This is a genomic window from Embleya sp. NPDC059213, from assembly GCF_042754445.1.
GTDB lineage: Bacteria > Actinomycetota > Actinomycetes > Streptomycetales > Streptomycetaceae > Embleya.
On sequence record NZ_JBHZAV010000019.1, the window covers coordinates 13,976 to 32,594 of the forward strand.

General features: G+C 71.4%; 22 protein-coding genes. 15 read left to right on the plus strand and 7 right to left on the minus strand.

Features of this window, described 5'->3' with window-relative positions:
• Positions 1-157: 157 nt before the first annotated feature.
• The 5 genes from ACFXMF_RS10365 (at position 158) to ACFXMF_RS10385 (ending at position 3,731) form a co-directional block, all read left to right on the plus strand.
• A complete protein-coding gene (locus tag ACFXMF_RS10365; protein ID WP_360307354.1) occupies positions 158-1,567 on the plus strand; it encodes an amino acid permease in 1,410 nt (469 codons plus the stop codon).
• A gap of 65 nt (positions 1,568-1,632) precedes the next feature.
• Positions 1,633-2,046, plus strand: a complete 414-nt coding sequence (locus ACFXMF_RS10370) for a M67 family metallopeptidase (RefSeq protein WP_360307357.1) — start codon at positions 1,633-1,635, stop codon at positions 2,044-2,046.
• A gap of 178 nt (positions 2,047-2,224) precedes the next feature.
• Positions 2,225-2,323, plus strand: coding sequence for a putative leader peptide (locus tag ACFXMF_RS10375; RefSeq protein WP_360307782.1), 99 nt, complete (start codon positions 2,225-2,227; stop codon positions 2,321-2,323).
• Between the two features lie 176 nt (positions 2,324-2,499).
• Positions 2,500-2,781: a MoaD family protein gene (locus ACFXMF_RS10380; RefSeq protein ID WP_360307360.1), complete on the plus strand. Its 282-nt coding sequence runs from the start codon at positions 2,500-2,502 to the stop codon at positions 2,779-2,781.
• Positions 2,781-3,731, plus strand: a complete 951-nt coding sequence (locus tag ACFXMF_RS10385) for a PLP-dependent cysteine synthase family protein (RefSeq protein ID WP_379987597.1) — start codon at positions 2,781-2,783, stop codon at positions 3,729-3,731. Before ACFXMF_RS10380 ends, ACFXMF_RS10385 begins: the two co-directional genes overlap by 1 nt.
• A gap of 230 nt (positions 3,732-3,961) precedes the next feature.
• Here ACFXMF_RS10385 and ACFXMF_RS10390 read toward each other — a convergent pair whose 3' ends face one another.
• The gene (locus ACFXMF_RS10390; RefSeq protein ID WP_360307366.1) at positions 3,962-4,573 is read right to left on the minus strand and encodes a TetR/AcrR family transcriptional regulator; all 612 of its coding nucleotides are present in this window, start codon (positions 4,571-4,573) and stop codon (positions 3,962-3,964) included.
• Between the two features lie 183 nt (positions 4,574-4,756).
• On the opposite strand from ACFXMF_RS10390, the gene ACFXMF_RS10395 reads away from it, so the two are divergent.
• The gene (locus ACFXMF_RS10395) at positions 4,757-5,731 is read left to right on the plus strand and encodes a zinc-binding alcohol dehydrogenase family protein (RefSeq protein ID WP_379987599.1); all 975 of its coding nucleotides are present in this window, start codon (positions 4,757-4,759) and stop codon (positions 5,729-5,731) included.
• A gap of 173 nt (positions 5,732-5,904) precedes the next feature.
• The gene (locus ACFXMF_RS10400) at positions 5,905-6,807 is read left to right on the plus strand and encodes an NAD(P)-dependent oxidoreductase (protein ID WP_379987601.1); all 903 of its coding nucleotides are present in this window, start codon (positions 5,905-5,907) and stop codon (positions 6,805-6,807) included.
• On the opposite strand, the gene ACFXMF_RS10405 is transcribed toward ACFXMF_RS10400, so the two are convergent.
• Complete coding sequence (locus ACFXMF_RS10405; protein WP_379987603.1) at positions 6,771-7,679, minus strand: methyltransferase domain-containing protein; 909 nt, start codon at positions 7,677-7,679, stop codon at positions 6,771-6,773. The two genes, ACFXMF_RS10400 and ACFXMF_RS10405, sit on opposite strands and share 37 nt — an antisense overlap.
• On the opposite strand from ACFXMF_RS10405, the gene ACFXMF_RS10410 reads away from it, so the two are divergent.
• Positions 7,659-7,790 carry a hypothetical protein gene (locus tag ACFXMF_RS10410; protein WP_360307378.1) on the plus strand — a complete coding sequence of 44 codons (132 nt, stop codon included), beginning with the start codon at positions 7,659-7,661 and terminating at the stop codon, positions 7,788-7,790. The genes ACFXMF_RS10405 and ACFXMF_RS10410 overlap by 21 nt on opposite strands.
• Before the next feature lie 247 nt (positions 7,791-8,037).
• Here the strand turns inward: ACFXMF_RS10410 and ACFXMF_RS10415 are convergent, their stop codons facing one another.
• Complete coding sequence (locus ACFXMF_RS10415) at positions 8,038-8,220, minus strand: hypothetical protein (protein ID WP_360307381.1); 183 nt, start codon at positions 8,218-8,220, stop codon at positions 8,038-8,040.
• A gap of 219 nt (positions 8,221-8,439) precedes the next feature.
• Here ACFXMF_RS10415 and murI point away from each other — a divergent pair, with 219 nt between their 5' ends.
• The 5 genes from murI to rdgB all read left to right on the plus strand — a co-directional run bounded on the left by murI (position 8,440) and on the right by rdgB (position 12,078).
• Positions 8,440-9,255 (plus strand): glutamate racemase, encoded by an 816-nt coding sequence (murI, locus tag ACFXMF_RS10420; protein WP_360307384.1) that lies wholly within the window; start codon positions 8,440-8,442, stop codon positions 9,253-9,255.
• Complete coding sequence (locus tag ACFXMF_RS10425; protein WP_360307387.1) at positions 9,252-10,007, plus strand: MBL fold metallo-hydrolase; 756 nt, start codon at positions 9,252-9,254, stop codon at positions 10,005-10,007. The genes murI and ACFXMF_RS10425 overlap by 4 nt, the downstream gene beginning before the upstream one ends.
• A gap of 54 nt (positions 10,008-10,061) precedes the next feature.
• Positions 10,062-10,787, plus strand: a complete 726-nt coding sequence (gene rph, locus ACFXMF_RS10430) for a ribonuclease PH (RefSeq protein ID WP_360307390.1) — start codon at positions 10,062-10,064, stop codon at positions 10,785-10,787.
• 216 nt (positions 10,788-11,003) lie between these two features.
• A complete protein-coding gene (locus tag ACFXMF_RS10435; RefSeq protein WP_360307393.1) occupies positions 11,004-11,402 on the plus strand; it encodes a hypothetical protein in 399 nt (132 codons plus the stop codon).
• A 73-nt stretch (positions 11,403-11,475) separates the two neighbouring features.
• The gene (gene rdgB, locus ACFXMF_RS10440) at positions 11,476-12,078 is read left to right on the plus strand and encodes an RdgB/HAM1 family non-canonical purine NTP pyrophosphatase (RefSeq protein ID WP_360307396.1); all 603 of its coding nucleotides are present in this window, start codon (positions 11,476-11,478) and stop codon (positions 12,076-12,078) included.
• Positions 12,079-12,105: 27 nt separating this feature from the next.
• Here the strand turns inward: rdgB and ACFXMF_RS10445 are convergent, their stop codons facing one another.
• The 4 genes from ACFXMF_RS10445 to ACFXMF_RS10460 form a co-directional block, all read right to left on the minus strand.
• Positions 12,106-13,668: an ABC transporter permease gene (locus ACFXMF_RS10445; RefSeq protein ID WP_379987607.1), complete on the minus strand. Its 1,563-nt coding sequence runs from the start codon at positions 13,666-13,668 to the stop codon at positions 12,106-12,108.
• Positions 13,665-14,558 carry an ATP-binding cassette domain-containing protein gene (locus tag ACFXMF_RS10450; protein ID WP_360307402.1) on the minus strand — a complete coding sequence of 298 codons (894 nt, stop codon included), beginning with the start codon at positions 14,556-14,558 and terminating at the stop codon, positions 13,665-13,667. The genes ACFXMF_RS10445 and ACFXMF_RS10450 overlap by 4 nt, the downstream gene beginning before the upstream one ends.
• Before the next feature lie 154 nt (positions 14,559-14,712).
• Entirely contained in the window at positions 14,713-15,891 is a 1,179-nt protein-coding gene (locus tag ACFXMF_RS10455; protein WP_379987610.1) for a sensor histidine kinase, read from the minus strand.
• On the minus strand, positions 15,888-16,553 hold the full coding sequence (locus ACFXMF_RS10460) for a response regulator (protein ID WP_379987612.1): 666 nt from the start codon (positions 16,551-16,553) through the stop codon (positions 15,888-15,890). Before ACFXMF_RS10460 ends, ACFXMF_RS10455 begins: the two co-directional genes overlap by 4 nt.
• 168 nt (positions 16,554-16,721) lie before the next feature.
• Between ACFXMF_RS10460 and ACFXMF_RS10465 the strand changes: the two genes are divergently transcribed.
• The gene (locus ACFXMF_RS10465) at positions 16,722-17,813 is read left to right on the plus strand and encodes a PucR family transcriptional regulator (RefSeq protein ID WP_379987656.1); all 1,092 of its coding nucleotides are present in this window, start codon (positions 16,722-16,724) and stop codon (positions 17,811-17,813) included.
• 126 nt (positions 17,814-17,939) lie between these two features.
• On the plus strand, positions 17,940-18,602 hold the full coding sequence (locus ACFXMF_RS10470) for a hypothetical protein (RefSeq protein WP_360307411.1): 663 nt from the start codon (positions 17,940-17,942) through the stop codon (positions 18,600-18,602).
• The last annotated feature ends 17 nt before the right edge of the window (positions 18,603-18,619 follow it).

Genomic DNA, 18,619 nt, shown 5'->3' on the forward strand with positions numbered 1-18,619 from the left:
TGGGTCGAGGGCACGCCGCGCGGCGTGCCCATGGCAAAGGCGCGTTCCTTGTACATGGCGTATCCGTTGAAAAGGGACACGCCGGATCGATCGGCATCCGGGTTTCCGCCCCGGTTCGTTGGTAATACGGCCTCCGTACCGACGAACGGGAGCGATCATGATGGACACCGAGGCCGGATCGAGCGCGAATGCGGCCGAACCGAGTGTCGACGCCGAAGGGTACGAACGGGGACTCAACAGCCGTCAGATCCAGATGATCGCGATCGGCGGCGCGATCGGTACCGGCCTCTTCCTGGGCGCGGGCGGTGCGATCGAGAAGGCCGGGCCGTCGTTGATCGCGGCCTACGCGGTGGCCGGCGTAGTGATCTTCTTCGTGATGCGCGCGCTGGGTGAACTGTTGATGTATCGCCCCGTGGCGGGCAGTTTCGCCGAGTACGCCCGGGAGTTCTTCGGGCCGTTCGCCGGCTTCGTGACCGGCTGGACGTACTGGGTGATGTGGGTGGTCACCGGGATGGCCGAGATCACCGCGGCGGGCGTCTACGTGCAGTACTGGTGGCCCTCGGTGCCGCAGTGGGTCACCGCGCTGGTGGTGCTGTCGGTGCTGTTCGCCGCCAACCTGATCTCGGTCAAGCTGTTCGGCGAGTTCGAGTTCTGGTTCTCGATGATCAAGGTGACCGCGATCATCGGGATGATCCTGGTCGGCATCGGGGTGCTGATCTTCGGCTTCGGCGAGGCCGGCGACCAGGCGTCGGTCACCCACCTGTGGTCGGACGGCGGGTTCGCGCCCAACGGCGTCGGCGAGACGTTGCTGGTGCTCCAGATCGTGATGTTCGCCTTCCTGGGTGTCGAACTGGTCGGGGTCACCGCCGGCGAGGCGCAGGATCCGGAGAAGGTGCTGCCGCGCGCGATCAACACCATCCCGTTCCGGATCGGGCTGTTCTACATCGGCGCCCTGCTGATCATCCTCTCGCTGGCGCCGTGGACCGATTTCCACGCCCAGGAGAGCCCGTTCGTGCTGGTCTTCGACCGGGTGGGCATCCCGGCCGCGGCCGCGATCATCAACTTCGTGGTGCTCACCGCCGCGCTGTCCTCGTGCAACTCGGGCCTGTACTCGACCGGCCGGATGTTGCGCACGCTCGCGGTCGAGGGACAGGCGCCGCCGGGGGTGAGCGGGCTGAGCGCGCATCGGGTGCCCGCGGCGGCGATCACCGTGTCGGCGATCGTGATGGGTCTGGGCGTACTGATCAACGCGCTGGTGCCGGACAAGGCGTTCATGTACATCACCTCGGTGGCCACCGTGGGCGCGCTGTGGACGTGGGGCATGATCGTCGCCTGCCAGATGCGCTACCGGCGGGCGGTGGACCGGGGCCGGCTGGCCGGGCACGGGTTCCGGATGCCGGGTGCGCCGTACACGGGCTGGGCGGTGCTGACCTTCCTGGTGATGGTGGTGGTCCTGCTCGGGTTCTCCGCGGACACCAGGATCGCGTTGTACGTGGTGCCGATCTGGGTGGCGTTCCTGGTGGCGGCGTACATCCCGGCGCGGCACGCGAAGCCGATGAAGGTCTGATCGGCGGGTCGGCGGCGGGCGGTGGGCCTCGCGCGGGGTCGGGAGGTGCTCAGTACGCTCGGGGCATGCTCACCATCACCGCAGATCTGCGCGATCGGATCGTCGCCCACGCCCGTGCCGACCACCCCGACGAGGCGTGCGGCGTCGTCGCCGGGCCCGAGGGCACCGACCGCCCCGAGCGGTTCATCCCGATGCTCAACGCCGCGCGGTCGCCCACGTTCTACGAGTTCGACTCGGCCGACCTGTTCAAGCTCTACCGGGAGATGGACGATCGCGACGAGGAGCCGGTGATCGTCTACCACTCGCACACCGCGACCGAGGCGTATCCGTCGCGTACCGACGTGTCGTACGCGTCCGAGCCCAACGCGCACTACGTGCTGGTGTCGACGCGGGACGAGGAGACGTACGAGTTCCGGTCGTACCGGATCGTCGACGGGGTGATCACCGAGGAGGAGGTCAGTGTGGTGGACACCTATTGATGTCTGTCGATGCAGGGGTGATCGATGTCGGATTGTTGCCGGTTGATTCCCTTGCCGGACCCGCTGCGTCTCACCTGTCGATATGGGGTGTTCCGCCATGCGAGATCACATCGGAGCGGGCCGGGGGAATGGCTAGCATGACCATATGCGTTATGCGGGCGTGAATACGACGGAAGCGGTGCCGGGCGGTGCCCCGGGCGCGTTTCTCGTCGCACGCCTGCACGTCGATCTGTGCCGACTCTCCAGCGCCCTCTGTCGCGCTGCGCGCGTGGGCTGATCCGCTTCCCGGATCGGCTCACCAGGCACCCCAGGCAGCAGGCAAGTCCCGCAGCACCGGCGCATGCGAACGACCCCCGCCCCGCGGTCTCCATCGGCCCCGTCGGAGCGTTTGGGGTGCGGCCCGCGTCCGGACTGCGTTCTCTCCGTTCGAGTCAACACCAGAGGAGCGCATCCATGGCCATCGAGGTCCGCATCCCGACCATCCTCCGCACCTACACCGACGGCGCCAAGGCCGTACCCGGGTCCGGCGCCACGCTCGCCGACCTGCTGGTCGACCTGGAGGCCCGGCACCCGGGTGTGCGTGCTCGCCTGGTGGAGGAGAACGGCGAACTGCGCCGCTTCGTCAACGTCTACCTCAACGACGAGGACGTGCGGTTCACCGGCGGGCTCACCACCAAGCTGGGCGACGGCGACACGGTCACCATTCTTCCGGCGGTCGCCGGCGGCTCGATCTGATGCGCTACGAATCGTTGCTCGACTCGGTGGGCCGCACCCCGTTGGTCGGCCTGCCGAGTCTGTCGCCGTCGCCGACCGTGCGGGTGTGGGCCAAGCTGGAGGACCGCAACCCGACCGGTTCGATCAAGGACCGTCCGGCGCTGCACATGATCGAGGCGGCCGAGCGGGACGGGCTGCTCACCCCCGGCTGCACGATCCTGGAGCCGACCTCGGGCAACACCGGCATCGCGCTGGCGATGGCGGCCAAGCTCAAGGGTTACCGGATCGTCTGCGTGATGCCGGAGAACACCTCCGAGGAACGCCGCGAGTTGTTGCGCATGTGGGGCGCCCGGATCATCGGGTCGCCGGCGGCGGGCGGCTCCAACACGGCGGTACGGGTGGCCAAGGAGCTCGCGGCCGAGAATCCCGACTGGGTGATGTTGTATCAGTACGGCAATCCGGCCAATCCGGACGCGCACTACGCCACGACCGGGCCCGAGTTGCTGGAGGATCTGCCGACGATCACCCACTTCGTGGCCGGGCTGGGCACCACCGGCACGTTGATGGGTGTCGGTCGTTACCTGCGGGAGAAGGTTCCGGGCGTGACGATCGTCGCGGCCGAGCCGCGCTACGACGACGTGGTGTACGGCCTGCGCAACCTCGACGAGGGCTTCGTGCCGGAGTTGTACGACGCCGAGGTGTTGACCACGCGCTACTCGGTGGGTTCCGCCGACGCGGTTCGGCGTACCCGGGAACTGCTGGAGAAGGAAGGCATCTTCGCGGGCATCTCGACCGGCGCGGTGCTGCACGCGGCGCTCGGGATCGCGCGGAAGGCGATCAAGGCGGGCGAGGACGCGGACATCGCGTTCGTGATCGCGGACGCGGGGTGGAAGTACCTGTCCACCGGGATCTACACGGCCGAGAGCACCGAGGCCGCGGTCGAGGGGTTGCAGGGTCAGTTGTGGGCGTGAGGTTTGCGTGGGTCGGCGTCGGGGGTTGAGCGCGGGCTTGGTCGAGTCGGCCTTCGCCGGCTTCGGCCGGCTTTCGGGGCCTGGGTCGGTTTTGTGTGCGTCGGCCTTCGGGTCCGAGTTTCGAGTGGGTTCCCTCCCGCGCTGATTGCCGGGTTTTCGTCGCCCCCGAGTGCCTTTTCGGCACCGGGGGCGATCGGCTTTTCGGCCTCGGAAGGCGCCGCGCCCGGTTGTCAGCCGCCTTGTGTCGGGGCGTGCAGCAGGGCGCGGGCCAGGACGCGGAGGGCGGCGGCGAGGCGTTCGGCTTCGCCCTGTTCGAGCAGGAGCAGGGTCGACCGGCTCTGTAGGCCGGCCAGCAGGATGTGTGCCTGCAACTCGGCGTCCAGGTCCGGGCGCTCGGCGGCGAGCAGGTCGGCGATGTGTCCGTGCCAGAAGCCGTACACCGGGTGCGCGGTGCGCGGGTCCTCGTCCGACTTGGCGGCGACGGTCGTGTCGGCGTGGCCGAGCGCGGCCAACAGCCCCTTGTTGCGGGCGATCACGTCGACGACGGCGTCGAGGAAGGCGACCAGTCGTTCGGCCGCCGGTGCGCCCGGGCCCAGCGGCGGCGGCCCGGTGGAGACGGCCTCGGTCAGGGCGAGTGCGCGCTCCGCCATCAGCGCGTGCATCAGGCCCATCCGGCTGCCGAAGCGGTGGAACACCGTGCCCTTGCCGACGCCCGCCGCTGTGGCGACCTGCTCCATCGAGATCTGCTCGGGGCGGTATCGGGCCAGGAGTTCCTCGGTGGCCAGCAGGATCGCGCGCCGATTGCGGGCCGCGTCGGCGCGTTCGGGGCGGTCTTGCGTCATCGCGTTCCTCGTCGGTCGGGGTGGGTTGCCGTGGGGTCGGCGTGGGGTCGAAGGGGTCGGTGGGAGTTGCCGGGGTCGATGGACAACTGGACTGGCGGTCCAGTACGTTCGGATTAAGTTGACCGATGGTCCAGTTTGGCGTGGGTCGGGTTCACCCATGATCCCAGTGCCCAGGAGGATCGGATGCGACGAGTCCGCTATCACGAGTACGGCGGCCCGGAGGTACTGACCGTGGAGGAGGTCGACCGCCCCGAACCCGGGCCGGGGCAGGTGCTCGTCCGGGTCGAGGTGATCGGTGCCAACTTCGTGGACACCAGGTTTCGGCTCGGGCCGGCCGCGGGGCCGTTGTTCCAGAGGCCGTTGCCGGGTGTGCTCACGGGGGACGTGGTGGGTGTGATCGAGGGCGTCGGCCCGGATGTGACGCGGTGGCAGGTCGGCCGCCGGGTCGCCGGCCTGGCGGAGGACGCGTTCGCCGACTTCGTGGTCGCGGACGCCGAGTGGCTCGTCGAGGTGCCCGAGGGGCTCGACGCCGGTGCGGCGAGCGCGTTGCCGATGGCGGGGCCGGTTGCGCTGCGGGCGTTGCGTACCGGGCGGGTCGCGGCCGGCGAGACGATGTTGGTGCATGCCGCAGCCGGCGGGATCGGGCATGTGGTGGTGCAACTGGCCGGGCTGTTGGGGGCCGGTACGGTCGTCGCCACGGTCGGGTCGGCGGACAAGTTCGCCTTTGTCGAGGAGTACGGCGCCGACTTCGTCGTCGATTACGCCGACCTCGATTGGCCGGCGCGGGTGCGCGAGGTGGCGCCGGGTGGGGTCGATGTCGTGCTCGACTCGGTGGGCGGCGCGATTCTGCGGCAGAGCTTCGACCTGTTGGCTCCGTTCGGTCGGATCGCGGTGTACGGCGCGGCGAGTGGCGAGTTGCCGGCGATTCCGGTCACGGACCTGTTCGCGTTGCGGTCGGTGGCCGGGTTCTCGCTGCTCGCCTGGCAGGCGGCGAATCCGGCGGCGGCGCGGCGGGAGACGGCCGAGGTGGCCGACCACCTGGCCTCGGGTCGGTTGCGGGTCGCGGTGCATGCGCGGCTGCCGCTGACCGAGGCGGTCGAGGCGCATCGGGTGCTGGAGGGGCGGGGGCAGTCGGGGCGGGTGCTGTTGGTGCCGTAGTCGGGGTGGGTCGGGGTGTGCTCGTGGCCTGTTCGCGGTGTGTTCGTGGTGCTTTCGCGGTGTGGGCCTTGACCTCAAGTGCGGTTGAATTCCTAGCGTGTTGGCTCCTGTTCGACTACGTCGCCGGGGCCGGCGTGGGTGCCGGTCGCGGCATCTCGGGAGGGGCCGCGATCATGACCACCACCACCTTTGCCTCCGATGGCAGCGATGCGCGTACGGCGGTGACCGTGCTCGGGTTGGGGGAGATGGGCTCGGCGTTGGCGGGTGCGTTCGTCGCCGGGGGCCGATCGACCACGGTGTGGAACCGGACGCCGGGGCGGGACGAGGCTTTGGTCGCGCTGGGGGCGCGGTCGGCGGGCGATGTTCGGGAGGCGGTCGCGGCGGGGTCGCTGGTGATCGTCAACGTGAAGGGCAACGACGCGGCTCGGGAGATTTTGGCGGCGGCCGGGGACGCGCTCGTGGGTCGCGCGGTGGTCAATCTGACCGACGGGACGTCGGGGGAGGCCAGGGCGATGGCGGAGTGGGCGGCGGGGCGGGGTGCGGTCTATCTGCACGGGCAGATCATGACGATCGCGCCGGCCGTCGGGGATCCGGACGCGGTGGTGTTCTACGGCGGGTCCGGGGAGGTCTTCGCCCGGTATGGCGCGGAGCTGGCGCTCATCGGCGGGCGGGGGAGCTTGCTCGGCGAGGACGCGGGGGTTCCGGGCCTGTACGGGATGGCCGTGCACGGCACGATGTGGGGCACACTCAACGGTTTTCTGCACGCGGCGGCGTTGTTGTCCGCCGAGGGCATCGAGGTGGGACATTTCCTGGAGCAGGCCGGCCCCTCGGTGTCGGCGTTGTTTTCGATCCTGCCGTCGATCGCGGCCGAGGTCGACCGAGGCGAGTACGCGGCCGACTTCGGCGCGCTCAAGCACCACCTGCCGTCGTTGGCGGACCTGGTCGGGGAGAGCAGGGCGCGTGGGATCGACGTCGAATTCCCGGAGTACACAAGGGCGTTGGTGGCCGGTGCGGTCGAGCGTGGGCACGGCGACGACAGCTACTCCCGGTTGGTGGAGCACTTCGGGAAGCGGTGAATCCCCGGGGCGGTTCCGGGGACGGGCCAGGAGACGCCGGTGGGCGAGTCGTGCCGGACGGACTGGGTGCCGTCGGCGTCGACGGTGAGCCGGAACCGGTCGAGGCCGGGGCGGCCCGCCGAAGCCCACCAGGCATGCGCGGCCGATATCTCGTCCCACAGTCGGCGCGGGCCGAACTGCCGTACGGCGAGGTGGGTGAGCCGCGTTCCGTCGTAGTCGACGCAGGCCCGTGAGGTGCCTGCTTCGTCGGCCGCCCAGAACCGGGTGGGTGCGGAATCGGCGGGGGGTTGTGGCTCCCAGAGGTGCCACACGCCGGGTACGGCGACGCCGATCGCGAAGTCGGCGTCGCCGGTCACCTCCCACGGAGAGACCGCGGTGCGGCCGAGGTCCGGAACGTGCTCGGGGCGGACGACGGTGTCCAGGTCGTCGATCCGGTCGGCGCGATGGGCGCGCATCCGCATGAAGGCGCCGCCCGGGGCGAAGCGACCTGTGGCGGAGCCGTCTTGACGTGTCGTCAGGATCGCCGAACCGGCTGCGGTCCAGGACGTGGCCCAGGGCGTGACGATCCGGCCGCCGGGTCGGGTGCGGGCGAGCCACGACATCGGCACCCGTTCGACGGCACACGTACAGAGCAACCGGTCGTAGGCGTCACCGGTCGGCCCTGCCGCCGCGCCGTCGGCGGTGACCACCTCGGGGGCGGCCGGTCCGAGCGCGGCCGGTCGCCGGCGGGCCCGGGTGGCGAGGGCGGCGTCGACCTCGACGGTGACGACACGATCGGCGCCGACCCGATGCGCGAGCAGCGCGGCGTTCCACCCCGACCCGGTACCCACCTCCAGGATCCGCTGCCCGTCGTGGACGTCGAGGTCGAGCACATCCTTGCCACCACGCTCGGTTGCGACGCGGCCGAGGACGGCCAGTCGGGGCCGCCATCGGCGTCGCCCTCGGCGCCGTCGTTGACCTGCACGATCACCGACACGTCCTGATAGGCGAGTTCGAACCACGCCTCGGGAGCCATCCGCCGATCAACCCGCACCGGCGCGCGCCCACCGGCCCGCCGCACCCAGACCACATCCGGCAGGAAGCGATGCCTGGGCACGGCTCGAAGGGCATCCCGCCATGGCCCCAGGGACCCGACACGCGCCTCGACCAGGCGAAGCAACTCCTCGCCGGCCCGGGCCTTTTCCCGCTTGCCGACGCTCACGGGCGCCCCTCTTCCACGGTTGGTCGTCGTTACTTCTGCGGCGGCGGATCCGGCGGCAGCTCTGGCGGAATCGGCCGATCCCGCTGCGAGTCGTCGACCTGTTTGGGCTTGAGGCCGTGAGTCTGGACGGCCTCGGCGAAGCGCTCGGTGGCGATGGCGCCGGGGGTGCTCGTCAGCGGGCGAGTTGGGCCGACCCGGCGTTGCCCTGGCACCGGGCGGCTTCCCTGGCCCACCCCGACCGCGACGTCGACTCGGTCCACCCCTTCGGCGCGTCAGCGCCAACGACTTGATCGTCGACCGGTGATCGACGAGCGGCAGCGAGGAGAGCGGCGGAGCCGCTGCCGGTCCGAAGGGCCGATGTCCCGTGACGTCGGTCACCCCCGTGCCCGTTGTGCACCGGGACGTACCCCTCTACTGCGTACTCTCGGGGAGTGGCATTCGCATCCAACGACGCGCCGATCGGAATCTTCGACTCCAGCTTCGGTGGTCTCACCGTGGCCAGGGCCGTGCTCGACCAACTTCCGAACGAATCGATCCGCTATCTCGGCGATACCGCGCGGCAGCCCTACGGGCCGAGGCCGATAGCGGAGGTGCGCCGCTATGCGCTGGAGTGCCTGGATCGGCTCGTGGACGAGGGCGTCAAGGTCCTCGTCATAGCGTGCAACAGCGCGTCCGCCGCGATGTTGCGGGACGCGCGCGAGCGGTACGCCGTTCCGGTGGTCGAAGTGATCAAGCCCGCCACCCGGCGGGCCGCGGCGGCCACCCGCAACGGGCGGGTCGGGGTGATCTCGACGCAGGCGACCAAGACCTCGATGGCCTACGAGGACGCGTTCGCCGCAGCGCCGCACATTCGGCTCACCACGCAGGCGTGCCCGCGCTTCGTCGAGTTCGTCGAGCGGGGTGTGACCGGGGGCGACGAACTGCTCAAGGTCGCCCGCGGCTACCTCGACCCGGTGGTGTCCGAGGGCGTGGACACGTTGATCCTCGGCTGTACGCACTACCCGTTGCTCACCGGCGTCATCTCCTACGTCATGGGCGAGCAGGTCACGCTCATCTCCAGCGCGGAGGAGACCGCCAAGGACGTCTATCGCGCACTCGTGGCCGGCGGCCTGATGCGCGACGTCGGTCGGCCCGCACCCGACCACCGATTCCTCACCACGGGCGATCCCGCCCAGTTCCGCGACGTAGGTCGCCGGTTCCTCGGCCCCGAACTCGCGCACGTCGACGCGCTCGGAGCCCTCACGTGAAACTCACCGTCGTCGGCTGCTCCGGCAGCTTCCCCGGGCCGGACAGCCCCTGCTCGTGTTACCTCTTGGAGGCCGACGGGGTCCGGATCCTGATCGATCTCGGCAACGGCGCCCTGGGCGCCCTGCAACGGCACGCCACGCTCGCCTCGGTCGACGCGGTGCTGCTCAGCCACCTGCACGCCGACCACTGCCTCGACCTCGCCTGCTACTTCGTGGCCCGTAAGTACTGTCCGGCCGGGGAACTGCCCCGGCTGCCGGTGTACGGCCCGGTCGACACGCACGAGCGGATCGCGCGCGCCTACGACGTCGAGGGTGCGATCGACAACGGGCGGATGGCCGACGTGTTCGACTTCCGCACCGTGGTCACCGGCACCTTCGAGGTCGGCCCGTTCCGGATCACCGCGGACCGCATGCCGCACCCGGTCGAGTCGTACGCCTACCGGATCGAGGTCGGCGGCCGATCGCTTGTCTACTCCGGCGACACCGGGGTCAGCGACGACCTGGTGCGGATCTCGCGCGGCGCCGACCTGCTGCTGTGCGAGGCGTCCTTCGAGTACGGCCGGGAAGACCTGCCGCATGTGCACCTGAACGGCCGACAGGCCGGTGAGCATGCCGAACGGGCAGGCGTGGGAAGGCTGTTGCTCACCCATATCCCGCCGTGGACGAGCCGCGGGCGCAACCTCGACGATGCCCGCAAGACCTTCAGCGGCGCCGTCGAGCTGGCTCTGCCGGACGCCACGCACACGGTCTGAGGCACGCCGGGCGTCCGGTCCGAAAGCGTGCGCGGCACCGCTTAGGCTGGGTCCATGTCACGAGTAGACGGCCGTACCCCCGACCAGCTCCGACCGGTCACGTTCCAGCGCAAGTGGCTCGACCACGCCGAGGGCTCGGTCCTCGTCGAGTTCGGCCGTACGCGTGTCCTGGTCGCCGCGAGCGTCACCGAAGGTGTGCCGCGCTGGCGCAAGGGCAGCGGGGAGGGCTGGGTCACCGCCGAGTACTCGATGTTGCCGCGCGCCACCCACACGCGTGGCGACCGCGAGTCGGTCAAGGGCCGGATCGGCGGGCGCACGCACGAGATCTCGCGGTTGATCGGTCGTTCGCTGCGTGCGGTGATCGACACCAAGGCGCTCGGCGAGACCACGATCCACCTCGACTGCGACGTGCTCCAGGCCGACGGCGGCACCCGGACCGCGGCGATCACCGGCGCCTATGTCGCGCTCGCCGACGCGGTGACCTGGGCGCGCGAGCACAAGCTCACCCGCAAGGGCGCCAACCCGCTGATCGGTTCGGTGGCGGCGGTCAGCGTCGGCATCATCGACGGCGTGCCGATGCTCGATCTCCCGTACGAGGAGGACGTCCGCGCCGAGACCGACATGAACATCGTCTGCACCGGCGACGGACGCTTCGTCGAGGTGCAGGGCACCGCGGAGAAGGAGCCGTTCGACCGCGCGCTGCTGAACAACCTGCTCGACCTCGGTACGCACGGCTGCGAGGAACTGACGGTGCTTCAGCAGCTCGCTCTGGAGTCCTGAGAGCGCTGCGTCCCCCGGGCGCGCTTTCCCGGCATACCGCCGCAAGTGGTGGTCACGTGCCGGTTGCGAGTGTCACGTACGCGCAACCGGCACGCATCGGGTGTGCCACCGACGGCCCGTCGCGTGGTCGGACGCGAGTACGGTCGGGGCACCTGGTCATCCCGATCAGCAGCAGCCACGACCGGGCCGATCAGCCCGTCCCTGACGAGGAGCTCCATGTTCCGCGCCACGTACCGTTCCCGCCGGGTCCTGCGCACCACGATCGCGGCCACCGTCATGGCGGGCGCGTTGTTCGCCACCGCCGCGTGCGAGCAGGCGCAGCAGGCCATCTCGTGTGCCGAACTGGCCACCAACCTCACCAACGACATCTCCACGCTGGGCAACGTGCTGAACGACCCGGACGCCGCCCGCAAGGCGCTCGACAACCTGCAGAAGACCTTGGACGACAAGACCAAGGACTTGGACTCGAACGACGCGAAGAACGCCGCGAACGGCCTCGGCGACGTGATCACCCAGCTCAGCACCCGGCTCGCCAACGGCGGCAACCTGAGCGCGAGCGACGTGCAGCCGCTGATCAACGGTGCGAAGAACCTGACCACGATCTGTGTGAAGTAGCGGACCCGGGCGGCGGTCGGTGTCGATCCGCCGCCGGGAATCCGGCCACACCCGGCGAGGCTAGGCTGGCCGCATGAGCCGTCTCGTACTCGCCACGCGCAACGCCAACAAGGTCGTCGAGCTTCAGCAGATCCTCAAGGATGCCGGGCTCGATGTGGAACTCGTCGGCATGGACGCCTATCCGGAGGTCCCCGACGTGCCCGAGACGGGCCTCACCTTCGCGGCCAACGCCCTGCTCAAGGCGCATGCCATCGCGCAGGCCACCGGACTTGCGGCGATCGCCGACGACTCCGGCCTGTGCGTGGCCGCGCTCAACGGCATGCCCGGCATCTTCTCCGCGCGGTGGGCCGGCACGCACGGCGACGACGCGGCCAACCTGCGGCTGTTGCTCGCGCAGTTGTCCGACATCGGCGACGAGCACCGCGCCGCGTGGTTCGCCTGCGCGGCGGCGCTGGCCCTGCCGGACGGCACCGAGCGGGTGGTCGAGGGCCGGTTCGAGGGCACGCTGACCCGCGAGCCGCGTGGCACCGGCGGTTTCGGCTACGACCCGATCCTCCGGGTCGCCGACGACACCCGGACCGCGGCCGAGCTCAGCCCCGCCGAGAAGAACGCGATCAGCCACCGGGGCAAGGCGTTTCGGGCTCTGGCGCCGATCGTCTCCGAACTGGTCGGCTGACCCGGCCCGGTCGCTCGCCGCCCGCGTTCAGCGGCGGTCCGGCCGGCGTGCCGCACCGATCCCCATCGCCACCGCGAGCAGTACCACCGCCACGGCCGCGACCGCGAACCACGGCGGTCCGGCCGGTTCGCCCTGGCGGCGGATCGCGCCCATGAAGTCCAGTCCGGTGATGTTGTTCAGGATGCCCCACCACAGCGGCAGATAGAGCGCCTGGAAGAGCCGGTGGGTGCGACCGGCCAGTCCGGTGCACAGGGCGAAGGACGGGATCAGCAGCGCGCCGGCGGCCCACGCGGCCAGTCCCGGGGTGTCTCCCGCGACCACCATCCGGACGGCCGGGGCGAGTCCGATCAGCACGGTCAGCAGCAGGCCGGCCGTCCACTCGGCGAACAGCCGTCGACGCGGCGTCGGATAGGCGCCGAGCAGGCCGGCCAGGTCGTGTTCGGTGCGCTGGGTGCCCAGCCGCGACCACACCATGAGCGGCCAGATCCACAACGCGGGCAGCACCGCCGAGGTCACCACGTTCCCGGTCGCGACCAGGCCGAACGCGGACAATGACGCGGCCACCACCCACCAACGTCGGGACACGCCCTGGACCAGGATGCGCAGCTCGCCCGCGAGCAGACGCGGGAAGGTGAAGCCGACGCGGGCCGGAGTGCGCGGCAGCACGGGCGGTGTGTCCGGGCGAACCGGCTGGGTCGACGGCTCGTCCCCGACGGCGGCGCGCGTGCCGGCCCGGGCCGGGTCGAAACGGGCGAACCACAGCGCGGGCAGCACCGCGACGGCGACCGCGAGGAGCACCAGGGCCAGCCGTTGGAGCAGGAAGACGCCGCCGGGAGTGAAGCCGGCCCAGTCGAAGGTGCGCAGCGGCTCGTCCCGCCAGGTCAGCCCGAGACTGAACTCCTGACCGGCCAATTCGCCGTTCTGCGCGACGAGTTCGTCACGCATCGAGGCGACCGCGGCATGCACGCCGAGGCCGCCCAGGGGTGCCGACCCGGACTGCCCGCCCAGTGCCGCGGTGAGCGAGACGAAGAACCACACGGCGGTGCCCAGGGTGCCACGCAGCCGGGGAATCGTCTCGAACAGCAGCGCCATCGCGGCCGTGACCACCACCATCGGCAGCGTGATGGTGGCGAACGGCAGGAGCAGCGCGACCGGTTCGATCCGCCGATCCTCACCACGCAGCAACTGCATGCCGGCCGCGGTCAGCGCGAGCACGCCCACCATCGAGGCGAGCACCAGCACGTTGCCGAGGAACTTGGCCGCGAGGTAGGCCCACGTACGCAGTGGTGTCGCCGCCAGCAACCGGCCGACCCGGGTGCGCTCGTCCCGGCCGATCGCGTCGCGCACCACGTGGAAGCCGCCCAGGGTCAACCACAGCGCGCCCGCCAGCGCGGTGGCCGTGCCCACGTACGCGCTGTCGTACCGGCCCCGGTAGTCGCCGATGTTCATCACGGTCCAGTGCGCGTCGGGGCCGGGGATGGCCACATAGGCGAGCGCGACCGCCGCGGCCAGGGTGACCAGGTAGGCCGGACGGCGGACCCGATCGCGGAAGTCGGCACCGGCCAGGCGCACCACGATGCCCGCGGTCACGGCCGCACCGCCTGGGCGCTGTCGGCGAGCAGGCCGGAGACGATCGCGAGGTAGGCGTCCTCCAGGTCGGGCACGACCGGGACGGCGGAATCGGCTGGTTGCCGCGGCGCGAGTACGCGCAGCCGTACGCCCGCCGCGGTGCGCACCATCCGGCTCACCACCCAGCGGCCCCGGGCGGCCGACACCTGGTCCTGAGGCACCGTCATCTCCCAGACCACGTCGCGTACTTCGTGCAGCAACTGCTCCGGGCTCGCGCGACGGAGCAGGGTTCCGGCGGCGAGCACCGCGATGTCGGAGGCGACCGACTCGACGTCCGAGACGATGTGCGTGGACAACAGCACCACCCGGTCCACCGCGAGTTCGGCCAGCAGGTGGCGGAAGCGGACCCGCTCCTCGGGGTCCAGGCCGGCGGTCGGCTCGTCCACGACCAGCACGCGCGGGTCGGCCAGCAGCGCCTGGGCGATGCCCACTCGGCGCAGCATGCCCCCGGAGAATTTGCCCAGCGGGCGTTTGCCGACGTCGGCGAGGTTGACCGCTTCGAGCAGCTCCTCGATCCGGGCCCGGGCGGAGCGCGCGCTCAGGCCCTTCGCGGCGGCGAGGTAGCCCAGGAACTCGCGGGCGCCCAGGTTCGGATAGACCCCGAAGTCCTGCGGGAGGTAGCCCAGCGAACGGCGCAACGCGTCCGGGTCGGCGAGCACGTCGACGTCGTCGAAGCGGATGCGCCCGGAGGTGGGCCGGGTCACCGTGGCGATGATGCGCATCAGCGAGGACTTGCCCGCGCCGTTGGGACCCAACAGCCCGAGCAGGCCCGGTTCCAGGCGCAGTGTGACGCCGGCGACGGCGCGTTTGCCGCCGGGGTATTCCTTGGTGACGTCGATCAGTTCGAGCATGTCGGTCGACCCTCCGCGATGACGCGCCGGGACGGGTCGCCCGACGCCGCGCCGCGTGATGTGGCGGCACCGGACCAGCCTGGGCGTTCGCGAGAGCGGGGACATCTGCCGTTCGGCAGATATCCGGTGGGGTCGGGGCGCTCGTGCGCCGGTGCTATCGCGGGTTCGGCAGCAGCCCGACCACGCGCCAGCCGCCCTGGTGGGGACCGGCCGACAAGGTGCCGCCCAGTGCTTCCAGGCGGGTTCGGAGGGCGGCCAACCCGGTTCCGCCGCCGTCCCGTTCGGTCGATGCGGGACGGGCGCCGCCGCCGAGGTCGGTCACCGATATCTCGACCCCTGGGCCGCGGGCGGGGCCGACCGCGACCGTGACGCCGGCCGTGTCCGGGGCGTGCCGGCGCACGTTGGTGAGTGCCTCCAGGACGACGAAGTAGGCCGCCTCGTCCAGTGGTCCGGGCGGTACGGCGGCCAGGTCCGGGGCCAGGTCGAGTTCGGCGCGCACCCGGCCCGAGCCGGTGAAGCGCTCGACCAGGAGCGGGAGATCGGCGATTCCGTACACCCGGGTCGGCGGCTCGGGCAACTGAGTCGCGTCGCCCTCCCCCGCGCTCTCGCGCAGGGTCCGTACCGTGCGGTCCATCGAGTCCAGCGCGCGCAGTCCGGCCTGTTCGATCCGGGCGAGCAACGCGTGGGTGTGCTCGGTGTCCGGCCCGGTCGGCTCGTCGAGCTGCCCCGCCTGGGCCTCCAAGACGATGCCGGTGACCTCGTGGGCGACGAAGTCGTGCAGGTCGCGGGCCACTTCCAGGCGCTGGAGCCGGCGGGCGAGGGCGACCGCGCGGGTGCGGCGGTCGTCGAGCGAGCGCAGGTAGAGGCCGACGCCCGCGGTGGCCGCCGCGGGCAGCAGCGCCACCGCGCACATCGCCACCGACGCCTCCCAGGTCGCCTCCGGGGCGCGCAACGTGAAGCGCAGCGGAAGCACCGCGACGGCCAGGCCGAGGGCCGAACCCAGCCGTGCGGCGGTGCGGGCCGGCAGCCTGCGGACCACCCGCTCGACCGTCAGCCACAGGCCGACGAATTCGAACGGCAGCCAAAAGCCCGCGAGTTGATGCGGGCCCGGATAGCAGAGGTCGAGCAGCAACGAGGTCGCCACGACCACCCACGCGGCGCCCGCCAGGGTCACCCGCCCGATCGGCCAGCGGGGCAGCGCGACACCGACGGCGAGTGCGGCCGGCAGCGCGGCGAGGATCCCCACGGGCGGGGCGAGCAAAAGCGGCAGCAGGACCAGGGCCACGGCCGCGACGGCCCAGCCGATCCGGCGACGTTGCCGAACGGGGGTCATCGCGGCCCGGCCGGGGCGTAGCCCATCTCCCAGGCGTGCATCGCGATGCCGACCCGGTTGCGCACGCCCAGTTTGCGTCCGATGGCGGCCACGTGTGTCTTGACCGTGCCGGGCGAGATGAACAGCTCGCTCGCGATGTCGGCGTTGGTCTTGCCCTCCGCGACCTGGCCGGCGATCTCCACCTCGCGCTCGGTCAGCGCCTCGATCGGCGCGGGCCGGCCGCGTGCCGGCCTCGGTCGGGTGACGTGTTCGAGCAGGCGCACGGTGATCGAGGGACTGATCAGGGTGTCGCCGACCACCGCCGCCCGGATCGCCTCGACCAGCAGGGTCGGGCCGGCCCGCTTGAGCAGGAAGCCGGACGCGCCGTCGTGCAACGCCGGGTAGACGTACTCGTCCAGGTCGAACGTGGTCACCACGACCACCTTGACCGGTACCTCGGCGTGCGGCCCGGCCAGGAGTCGGGTCAGTTCGAGCCCGTCCATCCGGGGCATTCGGATGTCCACCAGCGCCACGTCCGGCCGCAATCGCCGTGCCGCCTCCAGGGCGGCCACACCGTCGCCGGCCTCGCCGACCACCTCGATGTCGGGCTGCCGCTCCAGAATGCGCCGCATCCCTCGCCGCACCATCTCCTGGTCGTCCGCCAGCAATACCGAGATCGTCACAACCCTCGATTCTGCCGGCGCTCCCGGCGTCGCGTCGGACGAGGGCCGGATGTTGCGCCGCGCGCCCGGTCGCTGCCGGGAATCGGCAATGTTGGTAGCGTCGCGGTGTCGGGAATTCGGCAACGGGGTGGGGCTTCGGGGGGACCGGACGTGGAGAGCGACGACGAGATGTCGGTCGAGTTCGCGGACGGCTGGCCGGAGGTGCTCGGGGAGGTCTCCGAGACCGGGCGGCTGTTGCGGCGGGCGGAGTTGCAGGCGTTGGCGGAGTCGGGTGAGCGGGCGGCGGAGGCCGGGCACGACTGGCGTCCCCTGGTCGGGCTGTACCTGCGCGAGACGCGGCGTGCGTGGGCCACCCTGCCGGGCATCGGGCGCGCGGCGAGTGTGAGCGACGCGGCTCGGAGCGGGGACGCGGTGCTGGCCGCGCTCGATGCGGCGATCGCCGCCCTGGGCGCGGGGCACGAGCACGCGCGGCGGCTCGCGGTGCGCCAGGAGGAGGCCGCGCGCCGCGAGTTCGTCGACGACCTGCTCTACGGCCGCAGCGACCCGGGACGATTGGCCGAGCGCGCCGAGCGGTTCGGGCTGCGCCTGGCCCGGGCGCACACGGTCGCGGTGGCCGTGGGCCCGAGCGACTACGACGAGGTGCATCCGCTGACCCGCCGGGTCGAGCGCGAGTTGATCGGTCGGTTCGGCGAGCGCGACGTGTTGTTGACCACCAAGGACGGCCGGCTCGTGTGCATCGCGGCGGCGAACGAGCAGTCGGTACTGACGGCGTTCGCCAAGCACGCGACCCGGACCGACGCCGGCCACGAGGGCGCACACCGGGTCGCGACGGGCCGACCGCACGCCGGGGCGAGCGGCGTGGTGTTGTCCTACGAGGAGGCGTTGGGCGCGCTCGACCTGGCCGTGCGGCTGGAGTTGCCCGGCACCGTGCTGGACGCGGGCGATCTGCTGGTCTTCCCGGTGCTGATGCGCGACCGGGCGGCGATGGCGGACCTGGTCCGCACCGCGCTGGGTCCGCTCGTGCACGCGCGCGGCGGCGCGGGCCCGCTGCTGGAGACGATCACCGCGTGTGCGGCGGCCGGTTACGTCAATGCCGAGGCCGCCCGCCGGTTGCGGATCAGCGTACGCACGCTGTCCTACCGGCTGGAGCGCATTCGCACGCTGACCGGATACGACCCGGGCGACGCGCTCCAGCGCTACACCCTGGAGACGGCCGCCCTGGGTGCCCGGCTCTTGGGCTGGCCCGGTACCCCGCTTTAATCGCGCTTTCCCTCGGGCCCGGTACCGGACGCCAAACAGGTGTCAACACTGCCGGCTTCCGGCAATGCGCCGGCCGGGCGGCCGGTGCCACGATGTCGGCGCACAGCGAGCCGAGGGGGTGGAACGGTGGGGGATTTCGTGCGGGCGGCACTGGCGTTTCCCGCCGTCCTGTTCAGCTTCGCGCTCGTCGTGGTGGCGGCCTACTGGCTGCTGGTGCTGCTCGGCGGTGTCGTCGTGGGTCATGGCGGCCACGGGGACCATGGGGGTGCACATCATGGGGGGCCCTGGGCCCACGGGGGCCATGATGCTCACGGTGGTCATCCGGGTCATGGGGACCACGACCCTCGCGACACCGCCGGCGTGCCGATCACCGTGACCCTTTCGTTCGCGATCGTGGTGACCTGGTTCGTCTGTCTGGTCGGCACCGCGCTGACCGACCGATGGTGGCTGCGCGCCGCGGCGCTCCCCGCGGCGCTCGGTCTCGGCCTGCTCGCCGCACGCCTGGTGCGAGCCCTGGGCCGGCGCTTCCTGCCGGCCGAACGGCCCTCTGTCCGCGCCGACTTCGTCGGCCGTACCTGTCGGGTCCGGACCGGCCGGGTGGGCCCCGACTTCGGCCAGGCCGAGGTCCGCGCCGAGGACGGCTCGACCGCGATCCTCCAGGTGCGCACCGACGAGAGCGGGCTGGTCTCCGGCAGCACCGCGTTGATCTTCGACTACGACGTGGCGGGCGAGTTCTTCCGGGTCACCCGCTTCGACAGTGCGCTGGACCCGGATCGCACGGTGCGCTGATCGGGTCGGGCCGCGCC

Excerpts from the sequence above, each read along its gene's own strand:
- ACFXMF_RS10455 (WP_379987610.1), bottom strand. The coding sequence starts at position 15,891 with ATGACCCCCGTTCGGCAACGTCGCCGGATCGGCTGGGCCGTCGCGGCC.
- ACFXMF_RS10465 (WP_379987656.1), top strand. The coding sequence starts at position 16,722 with ATGTCGGTCGAGTTCGCGGACGGCTGGCCGGAGGTGCTCGGGGAGGTC.
- ACFXMF_RS10380 (WP_360307360.1), top strand. The coding sequence starts at position 2,500 with ATGGCCATCGAGGTCCGCATCCCGACCATCCTCCGCACCTACACCGAC.
- ACFXMF_RS10450 (WP_360307402.1), bottom strand. The coding sequence starts at position 14,558 with ATGCTCGAACTGATCGACGTCACCAAGGAATACCCCGGCGGCAAACGC.
- ACFXMF_RS10370 (WP_360307357.1), top strand. The coding sequence starts at position 1,633 with ATGCTCACCATCACCGCAGATCTGCGCGATCGGATCGTCGCCCACGCC.
- ACFXMF_RS10385 (WP_379987597.1), top strand. The coding sequence starts at position 2,781 with ATGCGCTACGAATCGTTGCTCGACTCGGTGGGCCGCACCCCGTTGGTC.
- ACFXMF_RS10400 (WP_379987601.1), top strand. The coding sequence starts at position 5,905 with ATGACCACCACCACCTTTGCCTCCGATGGCAGCGATGCGCGTACGGCG.
- ACFXMF_RS10390 (WP_360307366.1), bottom strand. The coding sequence starts at position 4,573 with ATGACGCAAGACCGCCCCGAACGCGCCGACGCGGCCCGCAATCGGCGC.
- rdgB (WP_360307396.1), top strand. The coding sequence starts at position 11,476 with ATGAGCCGTCTCGTACTCGCCACGCGCAACGCCAACAAGGTCGTCGAG.
- ACFXMF_RS10395 (WP_379987599.1), top strand. The coding sequence starts at position 4,757 with ATGCGACGAGTCCGCTATCACGAGTACGGCGGCCCGGAGGTACTGACC.
- ACFXMF_RS10435 (WP_360307393.1), top strand. The coding sequence starts at position 11,004 with ATGTTCCGCGCCACGTACCGTTCCCGCCGGGTCCTGCGCACCACGATC.
- ACFXMF_RS10365 (WP_360307354.1), top strand. The coding sequence starts at position 158 with ATGATGGACACCGAGGCCGGATCGAGCGCGAATGCGGCCGAACCGAGT.
- rph (WP_360307390.1), top strand. The coding sequence starts at position 10,062 with ATGTCACGAGTAGACGGCCGTACCCCCGACCAGCTCCGACCGGTCACG.